The following is a 19697-nucleotide window of genomic DNA, read 5'->3' on the forward strand; positions in this document are numbered from 1 at the left end:
GGCTATATTTAAAGAAAACAATAATAAACTACTCAATTTATGAAGTTTCTAAGCTCGATCGTTTTACTTCACTTGGCTTTGTATGTACAGTGGGTTCAGGCACAAGGCTTTATTAAAGGTGTGGTGTATGAAGACCGGAATTACAATCGACAATGGGATAAAGGGGAACCCGGAGTTCCGCATGTGGCAGTCTCTAATGGTTGGGAGGTAGTGCAAACCAATTCGAAAGGCCAGTATAAAATCCGCCTTCGAGACAACGAACCGGTGTTTGTCATCAAGCCTTCCGGCTATCAAGTGCCAATGGATGAAAACCATTTGCCTCAGTTTTATCATCTCAATTCCACCGTTTCCCATCAGTTAAAATACGATACGCCCGAAGTAAGTCCTTTGAAAGGAAAAGAGACCAACTTTGCTTTAAACGCAATGGAAAATCAAGACGCACTGCGGGTATTGGTGATCGGTGACCCTCAGGTTTCCATTCAGGACGATGTCAACCATCTGGCCAAAGTGCTGGTAGAAGACGTGGCGTATGAAAAGTACGATTTTGCCATTGTACTGGGCGATTTGGCCTTTGACGAATTGGATATTTACCAATCGTATAAAGAGACAGCAGGCGCTTTGGGCGTCCCGGTGTACAACGTGATTGGCAATCACGATTTGAATGTGGATGCCAGTGAAGATGTTTTTACGGATGATACGTTTGAAAAACACTTTGGTCCCAGCAATTATGCCTTCACTTTTGGCAATACACATTTTATTGTGATTAAAAACTTCCAACTCACCGACCAAGGAGTACCGGGGGTGATTTCCGAAGAGGTGCTTGAGTTTGTGAAAAACGATTTGCAATTTGTTCCTGAAGATCACAAAGTCGTTTTGGCCATGCATTATCCGTTTGAGGATGTGGCCAATACCGGGGCTTTGTTGGAAATCGTGCACCAAAAACACCAAGCCATCTCCTTGGCAGGACATACCCATACCAACTTTCAATCCTTCTTGCCGGTAGATAACGCCAACCAAAAGGAACATCATCAGTTAGTGGCAGGGGCCTCGTGTGGCAGTTGGTGGCAAGGAGAACATGATTTTTTCGGAACACCTTTGGCAGTAATGCATTGTGGAGCACCGAAAGGGTATTGGTTTTTGGATGTAGTGGGGGATGAATATCAATTTCAATTCAAAGCTGCGGGCTTTCCCAAATCATCGCAAATGCATATCTGGGTACCGGAATGGTACGATTGGGACAAAAAGATGAACCTTCCTGAGAGACATTCACGCGATACCGTTAAGGTCAACTTTTACCCGGGGTCGGAGCGTTCTACCGTTTCCATGCGGGTGGATGAAGGTCCGTGGCAACCATTGCAATACCAACCGGGAAAAGATCCTTATTACCAACGCCTTATGAGGCTGCAAGAACGGGGCGTTTACCCTACTAAAACGGCTTCCAAACTGGGAGGGTCAAGAGATTCCCGACATCTTTGGGTAGGTACCCTTCCTCCGGATACCCCTCCGGGCGTACATGTGATTGAAGTGATGGCCAGCGACCCCTATAGCGGTACTGCCAAAGCCAAACGGGTGATCAGGGTGTACCCTCAAGCAGAATTGAAGCAGAAGTATAAGCAAATGAAAACAGAAGAGCAGTAGCCCGAAAACCTTCCAGGTTTCCAAAACCTGGAAGGTTTATGCCTGGCAGTCACGAAAGCTTCTCTTACTTTGTAATCTCATACACAGCCACCTGTTGGTTTTCCAGTACCGGCTTTTTCCCTTCTATCGCTTTTGCCAAAACTTGAGGAAGCTGATGCCCATAGCGAGTGTTTAATTCTTTTACCCTTTGGCGGTTAATCCATACAAATAGTTTGTTCTTTGAGGAAGAATCAAAGGAGACCTTTTGCATTGTATTCCAATCGAGAATTTTCAATCCGGAAGGAGGCGCAAAATCAAAGTAGACATCGTATTTGCCGGCCAGTTTATCATCACTGTAAATCACTAGATTGTCTGTTGAGTTAGTAAGTTGCCGGATCAAATTTTTTTCATAAAAATAAGCCGTTTTGGTTTTGTGGTATTTAAAGACAAACAAACCTTGGTAGGCCAATAGGGGCAACAGGATGAAGACTGCCCAACCGGAGGATATTTTTTGTTGAAAAACAGCATATCCAGCCAATAACAATACAAAATATAAAGCAAAGATTGCTTCCCAATCGTGATGCCACCACAAAGCAGAACCGATGCAGGCCAAGGCAATGAGACAAAAAGCAATCATTGGGAAACGGAAGTTCACATAGGTTTTCCAATGAACCAGTGTATAAGCGGAAAAGATGCATAAAGGAGGAAGCAGAAGGATCCACATCCGGCTTTGCAAAGGCATAGGGTTATAGCCTTTCAAGGAGGTAGACCCCCACCAAAACATTGCGAGTAAGTATCCTAAATACAAGGCCCAGAACACTTTGAAAGACCTTTCCTGTTGCTCCTTTTTGAAATACAAAAGGGCAATGAATGCCAAGAAGAACAGGTAAGAATAGTATTGAGACGAGAGCAAAAAGACGAGAGGTTTGTAGGTGAGCCGGGCCAGTATCTCAAAAGTACTGCTCCCGTAATAACTCCATACCTTACTGATGTTATGTTCTTGTTCGATACCTTTTAAGCGATAAAGTAAATCTCCGGTATGGAGCTGGTAAAAAGCCAGGTAAGTACCTCCTAACAACAATCCGGAAACAATGACTCCCAACCAAAACCGGAGGTTCTTTTTTTGTATACAATCTATCAACATCAATGCGCCAATAAAAGGCAATAGAAAGGCTGTGGTTTCTTTGGCCAGGGTGGCAATGATAAAACACAAAGCAAACAAAAAAGACCAGCGAAATGCGGAAACGGTATTTTTAACGGATTGTGCCAATTGAATACAATACATGGCCAGCGTAGTGAAGACTGCCAGGATTAAATCCGGTAACAAATCGGCGGAAAGTTTTATCAATAGCGGATTCGTTGCCAGAAAAACCGTAGCCCAGAGTGCTATTTGAGGGGATTGCTTCCGCAAATAGAAAAAAGTACCTGTTAAGAGTAACACAAAGGTCAACAAAGGCCAAATACTCACCACCCAATACTCCATTCCCAATAGCTTGATAAACCAAGCCGTAGGAATAAATACGGCAAAGCGATTGGAAAAGACACTGGGAGACAACTCAAAATTACCCTCTGCAAAAAGGTAGGCATTTTTGGCATATAAATACTGATCACTCAGAAGGATACCCTGTTGATTAAAATAGGCAAATACTACAGTAATCAATAATAATAGGCAAAAGAGAAAAATGCTGTTCGGTCGTTTAAACATGGGTGTTTTTTATTAAACTTTAGGGGCCTCATCTTTCCCTTGAGCCTTAGGTGATGGACCTCTGAAGGAAAGCTTGCCAGATGCCTGCAAAAACTTTTCGCAAGGATATTCTTCATTTCGCTGAATCCATCCCCCAATTTTCTAAAGATTGTTAACAAGGAGAATCTTTTTGTTTAAAAATACCCAGCTTTACGCTTCCAAATACAGACTCATGTCCTTGACGGACCAATTTTTAAGTTGCAACAAACAATTCCAACGAAGTAAAAACTATATGGAAGCAGTACTAACAAAAGAACCCTTGACTGGCCACCGAAAGCTTATAAGCATTGCAGAAGTGCTCCTAATTGTAGGATTTGCCCTGGTGCCTTTATTTGTTTCATTTCCTTACCGGATTAATATTTTTCTCTCCTGGGAAGGCGCTTACCGGATGGCCAATGGCGAGCTCCCTTACAAAGATTTTGGTTTGCCCATGGGCTATGCCTTTTGGCTGGTTCCGGCTATGTTTTTTAAACTGTTCGGCCCCTATTTGATTACCTTGGTTAAGGCACAAGTGTTTATGAATATTTTGGCAGGCCTTTCCTTCCGCTCGATCTTAAAATCGGTAAAGATTAATCCCGGTCTTCGCCTGGTAAGTATCCTGGTGTTTTGTATTTCATATTCCTTTTTCAATTTCTGGCCTTGGTACAATCATACGGTGATTGTCTTTCAGTTGATCGGAATGGCCTTCTTGTTAAAATACCTTTTGCGGAAGCCCAAGAAATGGTCCTGGCTTTACATGGCGGGTGCGGGCTTCTTCGTTTTTCTATCCGTATTTACCAAACAAGATGGCGGAGGTTTGGCCTTGATGCTCTGTTTGGCTTTGCTCTTGTATAGCAGTCTGGTGGACAGAAGTATCCGTTCAATGGCATTATTTTTAGGCTTTTTTGCCCTGGCAGCTATAATTTTTATCGGCCCGTTTCTTCCCTATGGGTTTTCCTACTGGTTTAACTACGGGCAAGTTCCTCATTATTCCCGCTTATCCGCACTTGATTTTATTACCGAAATCCTGGGAAATTCACAATGGTTGAAATTTTACCTGTTGGTGGTAGGCTTGATCGTATTTCAGCAAGTAAAAAGCGTTAAGGAAGCTTTTCATGATAAAACCTTTATGGTCTTTTTCTTGATGACTTTAGGGATTTTGGTAGAAGCGGCCCTGTACCAGGTAACCAGTTATGTGCCGCCGGATAACAATATCTTCTTCCACAGTTTTGCCTTTGCCTTTATCATGGCAATGTTGTTTCCAAAAGTGCCATTTCATCGACCCTGGGTGATGCTTGTCGCTTGTACTTTAGTGATGGTTTGGTGGTCCGGCACGTATTGGAAATATACCCAACGGATCATGCAAAAGGCCATGCCCGGCTTGTTTGTCGTGGAAAACAAAGAAGTCGTTTCCAAAAATACCTGGAGTAACCAAGGGGAAGGAAGTGTACAAAAGCCCAATACATCGGAGTGGGTTTATACCGACCTGAAAGCTTTTCAAAAAGTATATATGCCTGAGAGTACGGTAAAAGGGATTGAAAAGCTGATGAATTTGCCCCTTGTCAAGGAAAAAGGAAAAGCGTTAAAAGTATTGAATATGACTGAGTTAACTCCTTTGGCTTACGAAATGGGATTCGAATTGCCTAAGAGTCAGGAACATCCCTTGTGGTATCATAAAGGTGTCTGCGCTTTTGACAAGGAAGTGGAAGATTTTTGTCAAAAAATCCGGCAAAATGAATACGACCTGGTACTGTTTGAATACCTGCCCGGGCTCAATAATTTTTATCCTTTTGAAGTAAGAGAATGCCTGAAAAAACATTACCAACAGGTAGATACCTTTGATGCTCCCCGGAGTGACGGATTGAATCCCATTGAAGTATTTATCAGAAAAGAAGCACCCGGTGGCGAACTGACGGAGGTAGTCGAATGAGGTTTTGATGAATACCTGATTGTAATACTTTAGGTGGAAACGTTGAAGAGTTTACTCAAGAAAATTTATAGTAAGAAATAGAGCCTTCTTCAGTTCTCATCGGCTTTTTGTTAACTGAAGTTTGCTCACTGATTTAAATGAACCCTTAGAATGATATTGATCGAACTACTCTTTTGGACTTGTTTGTTTATCCTCTTTTATAATTACCTGGGGTATGGCATATTGCTCGTTGGCCTGGTAAAGTTGAAAAGGCTTTTTGGGAAAAAGACCCCTCCGGTTGAGGCCTCTTTTGAACCGGAAGTCACTTTGGTCATTGCTGCATATAATGAAGAGGCATTTATCGAAGAGAAAATCCGGAATTCTTTGGCACTGGATTACCCTGAAAATAAACTTAAAATTGCCATTATAGCTGACGGTTCATCCGACCGCACCCCGGAATTGGTCAAGAAATATGAGCAAGTACAGTTGCTTTATCAGCCGGAACGAAGAGGGAAAACTGCTGCGCTCAACCGGGCAATGCACTGGGTAGATACTCCGGTGGTGGTGTTTAACGATGCCAATACCTATTTAAATAATCAGGCGATCCGGAACATTGTACGGCACTTTGCCAACCCGGAAGTGGGAGGGGTAGCCGGAGAAAAGAAAATCATGCTCAGCGAAAGTGAAAAAGCAGCCGGAGCGGGAGAGGGGATGTATTGGAAATACGAGTCCTTTTTGAAAAAGATGGATTCGGAACTTTACTCCGTGGTGGGTGCAGCCGGTGAGTTGTTTGCGATTCGCTCCGAACTGTACGAGGAAGTGGAAGAAGATACCATTTTGGATGATTTTATCATCTCCTTAAGAACCTGTGCCAAAGGATATACGGTAAAATACGAGCCGGAGGCCTATGCTCAGGAAGACCCCTCTGATTCTATCAAAGAAGAGCAAAAACGGAAAGTGCGTATCAGTGCCGGAGGTTTTCAATCCATCGTGCGTCTTGCCGGACTTTTGAATATTTTCAAAACTCCCTTGCTGTCTTTCCAGTATATCTCTCACCGGGTACTTCGCTGGACACTCAGTCCGCTTAGTCTGTTATTGGTATTGGTTACGAACTTACTATTGCTCAATCAACACTGGATTTATCTGGTAACATTGGCCGGGCAACTGGCCTTTCATAGTACGGCTTCGATAGGCTGGGTGTTGGCCAATCGCAATATTAAAATCAATGCCCTGTATATTCCTTACTATTTTCTCTTTATGAATATTTCCGTCTATCAAGGCTTTTTTCGCTATTTAAAAGGCCAACAGTCAGCCGTATGGGAAAAAGCCAACCGGAAAAGTTCTCAGGTAGGTTCGCAAATGGCAGGGTAGTTTCAGGAAATGATAGTGTTGAGCCCTTTGGGAAAAAGCATAGGCCCCAAAGGGCTTTTTCTGTTTAAATACAAATGATCTGTCATTGTCGGATTCCGGTTTTCAAAATATCCGGTAGTATGCCCCCATTCCTCTTCAAAAAAATGTAACATTGTGAGTGTGTACAGTTTTTTAAAAAACTCAATGAAGCGCTTGACTTAGATAAATTGATTTTTGTTGCATTCACAATGAAAACGATGGAAAAAGAACTGGTTCAATTTTTAGAAAATTTTCAAGTCTTCACAAAAGAAGAGCTTGATATGATTGTAGCACATACTTCCATAAAAACCTTTCCCAAAGGGACTGTTTTGCTCAATGAAGGAGAAGTAGCCAAAGACTGTTATTTGGTACTGAAGGGGTGTATCAGGGAGTATTATATCATCGATGGCGTAGAGAAAACCACAGCTTTTTTTACCGAAGGACAGCCCGTCAATGCGTTTACCAGCAGTGCTCATGCACAAGCTGCCAAACATTTCCTGGTCTGTGCGGAGGAGTGCGTTCTGACGGTGAGCGACCAATCTCTGGAACAAGCAATGTGTGAGCGTATTCCGCGCTTGGAAACGATTATCCGGCAAGAAGTAGAGAAATTCACCGGAGAGCTACAAGACCGCTTGGCGTTATTTATGACTTCCTCTCCCAAACAACGGTTTTTAAAACTGATGGAGGACAACCCGGGTTTGATTGGACGTGTTCCCCAACATCAAATTGCAAGTTATTTGGGGATTACTCCTGAGTCTCTGAGCCGTATCAAAAAGCGCTTGTATACAAAAGATCAATCAACAAATACCATATAATCAAGGGTCCGGTGATTTCTACCGGTGGGGTCTTTTTCTTGTTTTTCAGTGATGAAAGGTCAAAACTATGTTTCCCTTTTTATGGCCGGAATCCACATACTGATGCGCTTCTTTGATCCGGTCAAGAGGGTAGGTTTTATCAACAACGATTTTCAATTCCCCTTTTTGGATCAACAGATGAATTTGCTTTAACAAACGGTTTAACTCTTCCACTTTCCGCAGGCCGGTAGCTTGGAAGATGGCTTTTTTCTGACCTGCGAGAGAAGTACGCATCATGGTAAGTAATAAGGGAAATGTTAAGACAGGAGAGAGGTATTTCCCTGCTTTTTTCAGTGCTTTTTTGGATTGATGATACGAACTTTTTCCAACCGCATCAAAGATCATATCGTAGGTATTCAGGTTTTCGGTGAAATCCGATTTTTGATAGTCAATCGTTTCATCCGCGCCTAAACTTTTCACCCACGCGGCATTTTTAGCACTACAAACAGCCGTTACCCTGGCTCCCAGGCTTTTGGCAATTTGTACGGCCGCTATCCCCAAAGCTCCGGCAGCCCCGTTGATCAAAACATGTTGATGGCGTTGTAGCTTTCCTGCATCTACCAGAAAGTTGTAGGAAGTTAAGATACCATCACAGAGGGGGGCCGCTTCTTCAAAACTCAATTGCTCCGGCAGCGGTTGAAGAATGCTTTTTTGAGTATTTACGCATACATATTCCGCGTTGGCACCAAACTCCAAAGAGGTTTCACCATATACCTTGTCCCCGGGTTGGAAGTTCGTTACATCGGAACCCAATTGTGTGATGACTCCGGCAAAGCCGGTGCCTACCCTAGGGTTTTTAGGTTTGCGCAAGCCCAAAAATAAACGGCTGAATTTTGGTATCCCTCTACGCAAAAAAGTATCTGCTGTGGTGATGCTGGATGCATAATTTTGAATGACTACCTCGTTTTTACCCGGTGTTTGAAGAGGAGTTTCTCTAACTTCCAATACCTCCGGGCTGCCATATTGAGTACAGAATACGGCTTTCATCATATGGTTTTGATTTTGCATAGGCAAGTTTAAGGAGAATAGAGCATCCAAGCCGTTGACTTAAGTTAAGAAATGATGATTGGGAGCTTTTTTTATGGACGATTATATTGTAAAATAAGAGAAACGCTTGGGTACTATGAGCTTGTTGCCTCAAGACCAGATACATTTCTTCAGGAGAAACCGAATAAAAGAATAGAAGTGTGATGAGAAGGCAGTCCTGCGAAAGTGTAGGATTGCCTTCCAAACCTCAGGACGATTTATTCCACACTGGCACTTGCAAAAATTTCCCAATTGCTAACGCATCCTTTTTTATATGACCCTTTCCCCCATGATCCATCACATTGATACGGCTCCCATCTTTTAAAACCAGGTTTAACTCATGACTAAAAAAGGAGCCACTGTTTCTTCCGCTGCCCTGTACAAAACCGGAAATCAGTTGTACGGCATAAATTTCCGGTAAAGGCACGACTTCCGCTCCTTTTTGAAAGGTTCCTTTTCGCTTATCAAAAATCGAGGGAGGGTTTAGGGTGAAAAGGATGACCAAACCAATTAAGAAAAAAGGACCTCCATTGGTAAAAAATTGTTGGGAAGTTTTCAAGATACCTTGAGTAAATAAAGTACCCTCTTGGAATTCTCCATAAAAATGGAAGAAGAGGTAGTTCAGGCCTATGAGTAAAAACCCCCAACCAAAGGCCTTGAATGCAGAAGTTCTTTTTACTTTAAGCACATGAGGTGACACTTGTTTTACTTTATGAGTAACAAAATTACTCCCACCCGATTTTAAAGAGTGCCAGGAGGTCTTTTGGGCGATGGGATCATATTCCGGAATGTCAAAAACATCTTGCTCAAAACCCACCATGTTTTTGTTTTGCGCATTCACCTTTGCGCTACTGACTCCCATAATCAGAAGTACGGTGAACAGCACCACAAGCATTCCTCCCACCTGTAAATAGACTTTGTTCTCGAACCGTATGGAGTTTTTCCGCAATTCAATACTCATTTCCAAAGTAGTGGTACGGGCTTTTTGACGGGTATCGGGGTTTTCAATGCGTTTTAATTCTGCGAGTTCTTCCTGGAGTTCCTGCAGTTCGAGTTGGGTTTGTTTTCTTTGATCAATGCGGGTTTGAATATGAGGAATGCCAAAGGAAAGAAACATGCCCAAAGGAATAATCCAAACGATCAACCCGAGGTTTGTATTCATTTTAAAGTTCATCCGGTACTAATTTCAAGGTTTGGTTTTTTGAGTAAAAGTGACAAATATAAAAAAGTTGGCGTTTCAAATGGTTTAATGAAGGTGAAACATTCTGTGGCTTGTTCATTGATAAAAAGAAAATGACCTAATTCTTTACGTACTTTGCGTGATGTATACCCTGCATTTTTTGAAAAAAGTATAAAAAGAAGACTTCAATGAGCAAAATACAAGAGATCCGAGCCAGCTATGACAAGGAGTTGATTACCGTTTACCAGGCGTATAACCAGGCGATTGCCCTGCCTGCGATAAGGAATAATAAATTTGAAAAGCCTTTTTCGTTCAACCGGATGACTTGGATCAAGCCTTCCTACTTATGGCTGATGGCGAGAAGCAATTGGGGCACAAAATCGAATCAGGATTATATCGTAGGGATTCGCATCAAGAGAAATTGCTGGGAGAAAGCTTTGTCTATGGGAGTATTAACGGATCCGGACAAGGAAGTTTATGCCAATGGGGCAGAATGGGAGGAACAATTTGCAAAAGCAAAAGTCCATATCCAATGGGACCCGGAGCGCTCCCTGCAAGGTGGGAAATTACAAGTACGTTCGATTCAGGTGGGCATAAGCCGGCACTTGATCGAAGAGTACAACGAAGAATGGATCAAAGAAATCCTGGATATGACACCTTTGACAAAAAAAATCAATCAATTGCGAAAGCAAGGGAAGTACAAAGAAGCCAAAAGGTTGTTACCCAAAGAACAAGTATATCCATTGCCTGAGGATATTCAGAAAAGGATCGGTATCCGTTAGTAGGGTTTTCCGGACAAAGTCAATTTTTTCTCAGTCAGAGGGGGTGATTCTATTTTTATTTTTAAGGCTTCCAATAACCTTTTCTCAAAATCCTGAATAATGCTTTCCGCCCAAAAATTAGCATAGCCATTCATCTTGGATTCAAGCGAATAACGGCAATGCAAGGCCAATTTTACCTGTCCTGTTTCCATATCCGTTAAGTGATATGAAATTTCTTCAAAGGCGAAATAATTACTTTTCAAAAGGTGCTTGTCTGTGGGAAGGTCTCTCAGTTCTGATTTGTCAATATGAATTTGAAAGCTTACATAGTTTAGCGAATCGGATTTCGATATGGTTTCGTAAAGTTTTAATCCTCCTGTAAAATAACCGATTCTATATAGTTGACCTTCTATATGGTGAAGTTCTGATTTGATGGGCCTGGGTACTCCAATGTATTGGTAAAATCCTTTCTTGTATTCCTCTTTACGAATTTCGGGAACTTCTATCAAATGCTTCCAAACTTCTTGCGGAGAGGCATCTATGCAAATTTCTGTAGCTACTTGGTAGGTTTTTGCTTGATTGGGCAACCTGGCTTCAAATGGGTTCAAAAGAAATGGAAGGAATAACAGAGAGAAAAGCTTTTTTGACTTTGACTTTTTGATAAAATAGCCCATAGTTAGGCCGGTGATGCCAGCGGAAATTAAAAAAGGAAAAGCCAGAATCAAAAGGCATAGCCAATCTTCCAAACCGCTGGATAGAGCAATTAAAAAGAACAACAAAACGCTGAACATAGGAAATGCGATTTGTTTCTTTTTGGAGTTAAGGAGCTGCTTTGGTGCAAATAAAAAAGGGACGATACTGACGACTATGGGAAGTATCCAAATAAATGTGATACTATAAAGGCTGTAAGGACGATCGTATTTGTCTGAAAGTGTTTCCCAATTACAAAGCATTCGAAAGATAAGGCCATATAAAGCCCCAAGCACTATTCCTGAATATTGAGTAAACTTCATGGTAGTTAAAGCAAGTGGATCGAGTTTCTGTTATGGCAACTATCTGACACCTGCTGCCAATGTGATTTTTTTCTTCTATGTCAAAAGTAGTTTGTAAATATAGATGAGCCTTTGTATAATGTTTGAAGAGATGTAAGGAATATCAAATGATAAGAACTTGCCATTCCCCTTCTGTTTCTTGCTTCAAAGTTGGTCAGACCGACCGTAAAGAAGGCATTGGTAAGTTGTCAGAAAAGTTACAGTCAAAAGAGGACGTATAAACATGCTCTAAGAGATAAATGAGTAACGCACCGGAATCCGAAACGGCTTCATAAAGGTTTAGTCCTCTTGTAAAATGGTCGATATATAGCCATGAAGGCACAACAACAGCAAGATATACTATTAAAATCAAATATTTATGCCCCTTTGTGTCATAGAGTCTTTGTGGCATTTTGAAAAGGGTTGGTATTCATCTACTCGACACCGCTAGACAGTTCCATTAAAAATGGAAATCGCGGTTGATTTGGAAAATATTTGAAAAAGCATACCTTCGAAAATCATCTGCCCCTGGTATTTACTAACCCGGATACAACTGGCTAACCGGAAGGCTGTTGATGGAAACCACCTACTTCCGGATAACTACCCTTATTCAAAAATAACCCATAAGAAAATGAAAAAATCCTCCGGAACTTCTGATCGAAGAAGTTTTATAAAAAAATCCTCAGCCCTTGCTTTAGGCTCAGGGAGTTTGTTTGCCCTGCCCAATGCCAGTTGGGCCGAACCAGTGTCCAAAGAAGATGACCTCAATATTATTGGTCCCAAAGAAGGTTTTTCACCACAGGTAGGTACCTTGGTGTCCATGATGAACTGGATGCGGAGTGTGATTTTATATCCTGTGAAAAATTTGACAGTGGAAGACCTGGACTACTTACACGATGAAAATGCAAATAGCATTGGCGCCATGCTATGGCACTTGGCTGCTACGGAGCGCTTTTATCAAATTCACTCCTTTGAAGGTAAGAAATGGGGAGACTGGCCGGAAGAAGACAAAGCCGCATGGAGTACAGCTTCCAGGTTGGGTGCAGAAGCCCGGCAAACCATCAAGGGCCATACACTGGACTTTTATTTAACAAAACTAGAGGAGGTCCGGAATCAGACTTTACAGGAATTAGCCAAGCGCGATGATGATTGGCTCATGGAGGTGGATAAAGAATGGCCTTGGGGCCCCACTAATAACTATTGTAAATGGTTTCATGTTTGTGAGCACGAATCCAATCACAACGGACAAATCAAATGGCTGGTCAGTCGCTTGCCCTCGGCAAAAAAGAAGAAATAAGAGGACTTGGAAGCATAGTGGTTAGCGTTTTTGGCCATAAGGCACCGGAGTAGTAGGGAAGGAATGGTTCTGTAGTTGGGCCAATTCGCTGAACGTATTGAATTCAGCGAATTGGCCAGTATTGGTATCAGAAGGCGATAGCATGATTAGAAACGTGGAAAGTAATACGTTAAAGAAAGCCCATTCGTCCAGGTTCTGTAAAGGTGCCCGAGCTCAGAATGATGATTTGAGGCATAGGGGGCTGAATTTCCAATGTCTAAAATTAAGTTATACTTCGACTGCAGTTTTATCTGAAAGGAATCGAATAATGTATAGACCAATCCGGCTTTGGGGCTGAAAAGCCCCAAATGACCCGCATAGGATTCATCAGTGTCATGATAAGCATCTATTGTGTGAAGGCTGTAGATCACATAATACATTCCAACATCACCTCCAAGGTTTAAATCTAACTTATCAAAAAGTGTTATTTTATAGGCCATCCCCATGTATACCGGAATGGCGGAGTATTTTCCATAGCTAGCAACTCTGAGTTCATCGCTATTCACTTGATAATAGAATGAATCTTGTTGGGCCTGAAAAGCATGGTATCCTGCGGTTATGTTAAAAACGGTATTTTCTTTATTGATGACATAACTTCCTGTGAAGCCAATGGTAGAATTGTAAATATCACCGAGTTCTCCTTGTGGGCTTTCATGGTCCAAGGATAAAGAAATACCCTTTTGGGCCTTGGAAGAAAGTGATACCACACAGAGAAGTACGATGAAAAGTAGGTGTTTTTTCATGAATAGGGGATTGAAAGTTGTAAAATTATTTTTTAATGAGATGGGAGAAAACTACCGGTAGTATTGATGTTAACGACTACCATAGTAGATGCCTGCTCCCGTAAAAAGGGGGCAAAGTAATTGAAAAAATAATTAACTATCAACTTGAAATGAGGAGATGTGGCCCAAAAGGAGAGTAGTTAAACATGTTATAAACCATGCCGGTTCATCGTTTATAATGCTTTAAATTGAATGAAACTATTCATTCAGAAGGGGTTCTGTCAGTCTGGTGTAGAGTTGAAGTGCTGAAGGAAAAATTGACAGATACACCGGGAAAAATCTCTGAAAAGGGCTTGGGCGTTCATCTACTTGTCATCACTAGAGGGTTTCATATCTGTGAATACGAATCCAACCGCAGATAAGTCAAATCTGATGCCTTTCTAACGATTGTTTGTTTGAAAAGTACAAAACTAAACCAGCTTTCCGGCCTCTGAAGATTCCCTTTCTTTTTGGATTACTTTATGCGGGTATTTTACTCTGTTTAAGGTATTTTCACTTAAAAGAACTTTGCTCTTAATTTCATTTGGCAAACCTTCTTAAAAAAATATTTTTTGAAGCTTTGCTAAGTGAAAAGCTAACTGAAATTATTTGAAAAATAAGTGAAGATATCTGAAAAATAAGATGGGGTGACATCATAAAACAAACAAATATATGTTGCTGTATTTTTTTGACTTAAAGCAAGACCAATTGAGAAAAAACCAAGCATTACGACTTTATCTAAAAAAGATATCCGAATCGAATAAGAGAAGATATCAGTGATTTGAAGAAACTAGTAAAAGTCCAATTTTTATCTACGGGTCTTTGCTCTTTGTTGGAAGTGTTATATTGCTGGGTCTACCTTACTGATGAACCTACTACACGAATAATCGAAGAAAAATAGTAGTTAGAAGCTCCGGGCAAGTATTTTTGTGTAGTACTTAGGTTGAAGACCCAAATTAACAACATCAAACAAATGAAAACCACTACCATACACTCCCGGATATTATATATTACTTTATGGTTAGGTTGTTTCACGATCCAACAGGCAGTAGCTCAAAGAACTTTATTTTATAACCCGTCTGCCAAAGGTTGGCAAGAGCAACAGCCTTCACCGGATGACCGGCTTTATCATACCATATTTCTAATTGGTGATGCCGGAGATGCTCAACAGAACCCTTTAGAACCCAATCTGGTCAATTTAGGGCAACAATTGGAAGCAACAGGGAACAAGAGTTCTTTAGTTTTTTTAGGAGATAATTTGTATCCCAAAGGCCTACCCTTATCGCATGAAAAAGACCGGGAGGCTATGGAGCAAAGGTTATTAACCCAACTGGAATTGGCTCAAAAAAGTAAGGGGAGAGTAGTGTTTGTACCGGGAAATCACGATTGGGCCCAAGGGAGATCGTATGGTCTTGAACGTATTTTGGAACAAGAAAAATTTGTGAAAAACTACTTGCAGGACAGCTTAAGTTATTTGCCCGGTGGGGGATGTCCCGGTCCGGTGGAAATTCCGGTTGGTGACGATCTGGTACTGGTAGTCATAGATACACAATGGTGGTTACACCCTCATAAGAAACCGGGAGAAGGACCGGATGAAAATTCCGATGAGCTTTCGGATTGCGAATATCAAACAGACGAAGAATTTCTGATAGCACTGGATGATATTATCAAACAGAACGAGCATAAAAAAATTGTAGTCTTGGCCCATCATCCGTTGGCCTCGGTAGGCACTCACGGAGGGCATGCACCGGCCATTCAACATGTATTTCCACTGACGGATGCAAAGAAAAACCTTTGGGTTCCTCTACCCGGTTTGGGAAGTGTGTATGTGTTTTACAGGACGGTGATGGGGAATATACAAGATACGCCCCATCCCCGGTATAAACTTCTGCGAAAAGCCTTACAAAAAATCTTTGCTACCCATCCCAATATCATCTATGCCAGTGGACACGACCATTCATTACAATACTTGCAATTAGAAAATGTACACCAAGTAATCAGCGGGGCAGGAGGGAAAACCGATTATGTGGCAAAGAATAAAAAAGCGATGTTCGGAGCCTTGGAAAAAGGCTTTGCCCGGCTCGATTTTTATCAGTCGGGAGATGTATGGCTGAGCTTCTACATTGCCCGGGGAGAAGGGGGAACATTAGCCTACCAAAAGAAATTATTCACTCAAAAAGTAGACCTCACTCAACTAGAGCAAAAACGGGAAAGTATTGACTATACCGGGCAAACGACTTCCGCACAAGCAACGGAAGGGCTGGCCTCCAATGCCTTCAAACGGTTTTGGCTGGGTGATAACTACCGTAAAGAATGGCGCCAGGAAATCCGGGATGTACCCGTTTTTGACCTGGGGAAAGAAAAAGGAGGCTTGGAAATTCTAAAAAAGGGAGGGGGCATGCAGACCCGTTCTTTACGCTTGAGGGCCAATGATGGGAAAGAATATGTATTGCGTTCGGTGGAAAAATTTCCGGAAAAAGCGGTGCCTGTTGAGCTAAGAGGCACCATCGCTGCCAAAGTAGTAGAAGAACAAATCTCCGGAGCCCATCCTTATGCGGCCTTGGTGGTACCGCCTTTAGCCAAAGCTGCGGGGGTGTATCACACCAATCCGGAATTGGTGTACTTGCCGGACGACCCCAGATTAGGAAAATACCGGGCCGATTTTGGCGGGGCTTTGTACTTGTTTGAAGAAAGACCGGATGAAGATTGGCGTGAAGCTGCTTTTTTCGGAAACTCCAAAGATATTAAAAGCACTGCGAAGGTCTTGGAAAAAACAGGGGAAGACAATGACGATCTGGTAGACCAAAAGCTTGTACTCCGTTCGCGAATCTTTGATATGTGGATCGGAGACTGGGACCGCCACGAAGACCAATGGCGTTGGGCGGAACAAAAACATCCAAAGAAAGGATATAAGTATTATGAACCGATTCCCCGAGACCGCGATCAGGTATTTTTTAATGCGGAGGGCTTGTTGATGGATGTGGGCACACGCAAATGGGGTATCCGGAAATTCCAAGGTTTTAAAAAGGAAATCCGGGACCCTGCGGGATTGTTTTTCAACTCCCGGTATTTCGACCGCTCTTTCTTAACCGAGCCGGATCTGGAGGACTGGCTGGAAGAAACCGAACGCCTGCAAAGCCTTATGACGGATTCCTTGATTGAAGGAGCCATCCGTCAATTTCCCAAAGAAGTGTATCCTTATCATGGGCCACAGATTGTCGAAAAACTAAAATCCCGGAGGGATCACCTAAAAGGGTATTCTGAAATTTTATACAAAGCCTTGGCAAAAAATGTAGACATTACAGGCTCTGATAAACACGAACTTTTTAAAGTGGAAAGGTTGAATGATCGGGAAACCCGGGTGAGGGTTTGGAAAATCAAAAAAGAGGATGCCGAAAAAAAACATAAAATGTACGACCGGATATTCAAAACAGGCGAAACCAAAGAAATCCGCCTGTACGGGTTGGGTGGTCATGACCGTTTTGTGCTTTCCGGCAATACCAAGAAAGGCTTGAAAGTCAGAATCATTGCCGGTGAGGGCCCCGATAGCATTGTAGACAGCTCTTCTGTGGCCGGACTACGTAAAAAGACCATCGTTTATGATACACCCTCTACTTCCGAATTAGTAAAGAGCAAAGAAACCAAGGACCTGCGTTCCACAGATCCCAACGTAAATGAATATAACCGGAAGGCATTTAAATTTGATTACCTGGGGCCTACCGCATTTTTTGGCTACAACCCGGACGATGGTTTGTTTGTAGGAGGCGGGGTATTGCTCAAGACGCATGGATTCCGGAAAGCTCCTTATAAGCAAAAACATGAACTAAAAGGAAATATAGCGCCCAAAACCAGTTCCTTCAGCTTTGTGTATCAAGGGGAGTTCATCGAAGTGATTAAAAAGTGGGACTTTTTGCTGAAAGCGGAAGTGATGTATCCGAGCTTTGTCGATTACTTCTATGGCTTGGGAAATGAAACACTAAACGAGAGGGATATGAAAGGGAAACGATATTATACGGTACGCTATAATCAAATACAATTGTTTCCCCGTTTGCGTAAACGCATGTTAAACGACCAATTTGAATGGATCTTGGGTGGCTACTATCGCTCTATAGAGTTAAGGGATGAACAGACAGAGTTTCCCAATCGCTATATTTATAACGAACATAGAGTGCAGATCGGAGAGGGAGCGATTGAGCGAATATTAGGAGATGAAAAGCATTATATGGGTTTTTATACACAGCTTTTGTTTGATAACCGGAATAGCGAATTCATGCCTACCCGTGGGGTAACCGCCAGTTTCTTGGCCGGGCGCGTACTGGAGACCAATGGCAGTAGTGAAATGAAAGATGTTAAGTATAATTATTTTACAGGAAGCTTCTCCCTTTATCTCAGCTTGGGCGATCGTTTTAAAACTACTTTGGCTTCCCGTGTAGGAGGTGGTATTAATGAGGGCAATTACCAACAGCTCTATCAAGGTAATAGATTGGGAGGTTCGTCAACGCTACGGGGATACCGGAGGATGCGCTTTGCCGGAGACAAAAGTTTTTATTGGAACAATGAACTCCGGTTCAAAATTTTCAACCTTCGCTCGTTATTGCTCAATGCGGAAGTCGGACTGAATGGTATTTATGACCAAGGGAGAGTATGGGTAGAAAACGACCCTTCAACTCCGGACGGTAAGTCGGATAAGTGGCACCGGGGATATGGAGGAGGTGTTTGGATGGCTCCGTTTAATGCAGCGGTAATTGCCGTAGACTTTACCCATTCCGAAGAAGAAGATCTTATTGCTAATTTGCGTTTAGGGTTTATGTTTTAAAACCCATGATTGATACCATGGGTTATCTTTGCGCACTATTATACTTTTACTTTCTCCGGTGATGGTTTTATAGCCTTTTGCCCGCTTTTTACGATGGCCATTTTGGTTTTTAATTTTAAGAAGGGTTTTTCAAAATAGTTGTAAGAGGTGATAGAGACTCCAAAGGTTAATCCTATGGACAATGGGTAGACCAATAGGTTGAATAGCAAATTATCGGAGATATTTAAATGCATCAATAAGCTAATTGCCAGGCTAATACAGACCGTGTGGTACATATAGATGCCGTAGGATACGTTGCCCATATAGTTGTAAAAGGCATTCTCCATTTTGAGAAAATAGCTTGTATTGCAAGAGAGGTTAATGATAAACAAAACATATACCATTGCCTCTAACACTGGAAATCCGGGAAAGTGCAGCGGATTAAATAACAGAGCTATCGTCATGATAAAACTTAAAATTCCAGTGGCCGGGTGCATGACGAATGACAGTATGGAATGCCGGTTAAACAGAACGTATGCGCCAATAGCTCCCACTGCCATTTGTTCGATCAAGAGCAAATCCCAGAACTGCTTTCCCATCTTTAAGATAAATACGGTCTGTTCATTGAGTCCATCGGTCAACAGTAATCCACTTAAACAGAAGGTGATCGTGAGTTTGAAGAATATAAAGATTATTAGGGCTTTCAATAAGTGCTTGCGACAGAGCCAAATGAACCAAGGCCATATCAGATAGAATTGTTCTTCCACACCGATAGACCAAGCTTGATTAAGTCCCGGAATTTGATGAGATGCATCCATTAACCGCATCACATTGGGCAAGATGCCCAGATAAAGAGGCAACTTTAAACCCATCCGATCAAAGGCATGTTCGTTTACCTCAAAACCAATGATATAGGGGAGCAGGCAGGTAGCCAGGAATACGATAAAGAAATACAAGGGCCAAATCCGGAGAATACGTCTTAAATAGAATTTTTTGAATGCTACGGTTTGGGTTTGCTGCATTTCGACAAGCAAAAGATAAGTAATCAAAAAGCCGCTGAGTACAAAAAAGATGGATACGGCATTGTGTCCCAGACGGTCAATCAAAAGGCTATTTCCCCAGATATTTGGCAAGCCAAACCAGGATTTGTACTGTTCTACATGGTGTAAGATCACTGCCGAAGCAGCAAAAAAACGAATGCTATTCAGCCCGGGGAAGTAGATTTTTTTGCGATTCATGTAAAGTAGGTATCTGCACTGTGGTTGATTGGGCAGCAATGTTATTGACCGCACTTCGGATATCCTAAACCGTTAAA

The 19697-nt window shown here is 42.1% G+C and carries 14 protein-coding genes; 7 read left to right on the plus strand and 7 right to left on the minus strand.

Features of this window, described 5'->3' with window-relative positions; genetic code table 11:
* The first annotated feature begins 39 nt into the window (after positions 1-39).
* A complete protein-coding gene (locus tag AAG747_RS27140) occupies positions 40-1638 on the plus strand; it encodes a calcineurin-like phosphoesterase C-terminal domain-containing protein (protein WP_346824403.1) in 1599 nt (532 codons plus the stop codon).
* Positions 1639-1702: 64 nt separating this feature from the next.
* Here AAG747_RS27140 and AAG747_RS27145 read toward each other — a convergent pair whose 3' ends face one another.
* Entirely contained in the window at positions 1703-3322 is a 1620-nt protein-coding gene (locus AAG747_RS27145) for an ArnT family glycosyltransferase (protein ID WP_346824404.1), read from the minus strand.
* A 271-nt stretch (positions 3323-3593) separates the two neighbouring features.
* Between AAG747_RS27145 and AAG747_RS27150 the strand changes: the two genes are divergently transcribed.
* Positions 3594-5270 (plus strand): hypothetical protein, encoded by a 1677-nt coding sequence (locus tag AAG747_RS27150; protein ID WP_346824405.1) that lies wholly within the window; start codon positions 3594-3596, stop codon positions 5268-5270.
* A gap of 150 nt (positions 5271-5420) precedes the next feature.
* Positions 5421-6620, plus strand: a complete 1200-nt coding sequence (locus AAG747_RS27155) for a glycosyltransferase family 2 protein (RefSeq protein ID WP_346824406.1) — start codon at positions 5421-5423, stop codon at positions 6618-6620.
* A gap of 2 nt (positions 6621-6622) precedes the next feature.
* Here AAG747_RS27155 and AAG747_RS27160 read toward each other — a convergent pair whose 3' ends face one another.
* Positions 6623-6772, minus strand: coding sequence for a hypothetical protein (locus AAG747_RS27160; RefSeq protein ID WP_346824407.1), 150 nt, complete (start codon positions 6770-6772; stop codon positions 6623-6625).
* A gap of 84 nt (positions 6773-6856) precedes the next feature.
* On the opposite strand from AAG747_RS27160, the gene AAG747_RS27165 reads away from it, so the two are divergent.
* The gene (locus tag AAG747_RS27165) at positions 6857-7453 is read left to right on the plus strand and encodes a Crp/Fnr family transcriptional regulator (RefSeq protein ID WP_346824408.1); all 597 of its coding nucleotides are present in this window, start codon (positions 6857-6859) and stop codon (positions 7451-7453) included.
* A gap of 45 nt (positions 7454-7498) precedes the next feature.
* Here AAG747_RS27165 and AAG747_RS27170 read toward each other — a convergent pair whose 3' ends face one another.
* Both AAG747_RS27170 and AAG747_RS27175 read right to left on the minus strand, forming a co-directional pair.
* Positions 7499-8482: an NAD(P)-dependent alcohol dehydrogenase gene (locus AAG747_RS27170; protein ID WP_346824409.1), complete on the minus strand. Its 984-nt coding sequence runs from the start codon at positions 8480-8482 to the stop codon at positions 7499-7501.
* Positions 8483-8726: 244 nt separating this feature from the next.
* Entirely contained in the window at positions 8727-9680 is a 954-nt protein-coding gene (locus AAG747_RS27175) for a hypothetical protein (RefSeq protein ID WP_346824410.1), read from the minus strand.
* 206 nt (positions 9681-9886) lie between these two features.
* On the opposite strand from AAG747_RS27175, the gene AAG747_RS27180 reads away from it, so the two are divergent.
* Positions 9887-10480, plus strand: a complete 594-nt coding sequence (locus AAG747_RS27180; protein ID WP_346824411.1) for a DUF4291 domain-containing protein — start codon at positions 9887-9889, stop codon at positions 10478-10480.
* Here AAG747_RS27180 and AAG747_RS27185 read toward each other — a convergent pair.
* Positions 10477-11472, minus strand: coding sequence for a hypothetical protein (locus AAG747_RS27185; RefSeq protein WP_346824412.1), 996 nt, complete (start codon positions 11470-11472; stop codon positions 10477-10479). The two genes, AAG747_RS27180 and AAG747_RS27185, sit on opposite strands and share 4 nt — an antisense overlap.
* 649 nt (positions 11473-12121) lie before the next feature.
* On the opposite strand from AAG747_RS27185, the gene AAG747_RS27190 reads away from it, so the two are divergent.
* Positions 12122-12787, plus strand: coding sequence for a DinB family protein (locus AAG747_RS27190; protein WP_346824413.1), 666 nt, complete (start codon positions 12122-12124; stop codon positions 12785-12787).
* A gap of 146 nt (positions 12788-12933) precedes the next feature.
* Here AAG747_RS27190 and AAG747_RS27195 read toward each other — a convergent pair whose 3' ends face one another.
* Positions 12934-13569 (minus strand): TonB-dependent receptor, encoded by a 636-nt coding sequence (locus tag AAG747_RS27195; RefSeq protein WP_346824414.1) that lies wholly within the window; start codon positions 13567-13569, stop codon positions 12934-12936.
* A gap of 991 nt (positions 13570-14560) precedes the next feature.
* On the opposite strand from AAG747_RS27195, the gene AAG747_RS27200 reads away from it, so the two are divergent.
* On the plus strand, positions 14561-18403 hold the full coding sequence (locus AAG747_RS27200; RefSeq protein ID WP_346824415.1) for a BamA/TamA family outer membrane protein: 3843 nt from the start codon (positions 14561-14563) through the stop codon (positions 18401-18403).
* Between the two features lie 38 nt (positions 18404-18441).
* Here the strand turns inward: AAG747_RS27200 and AAG747_RS27205 are convergent, their stop codons facing one another.
* On the minus strand, positions 18442-19620 hold the full coding sequence (locus AAG747_RS27205; RefSeq protein ID WP_346824416.1) for an acyltransferase family protein: 1179 nt from the start codon (positions 19618-19620) through the stop codon (positions 18442-18444).
* Positions 19621-19697 lie beyond the last annotated feature (77 nt).

The sequence above is a fragment of the Rapidithrix thailandica genome, assembly GCF_039710355.1.
GTDB lineage: Bacteria > Bacteroidota > Bacteroidia > Cytophagales > Flammeovirgaceae > Rapidithrix > Rapidithrix thailandica.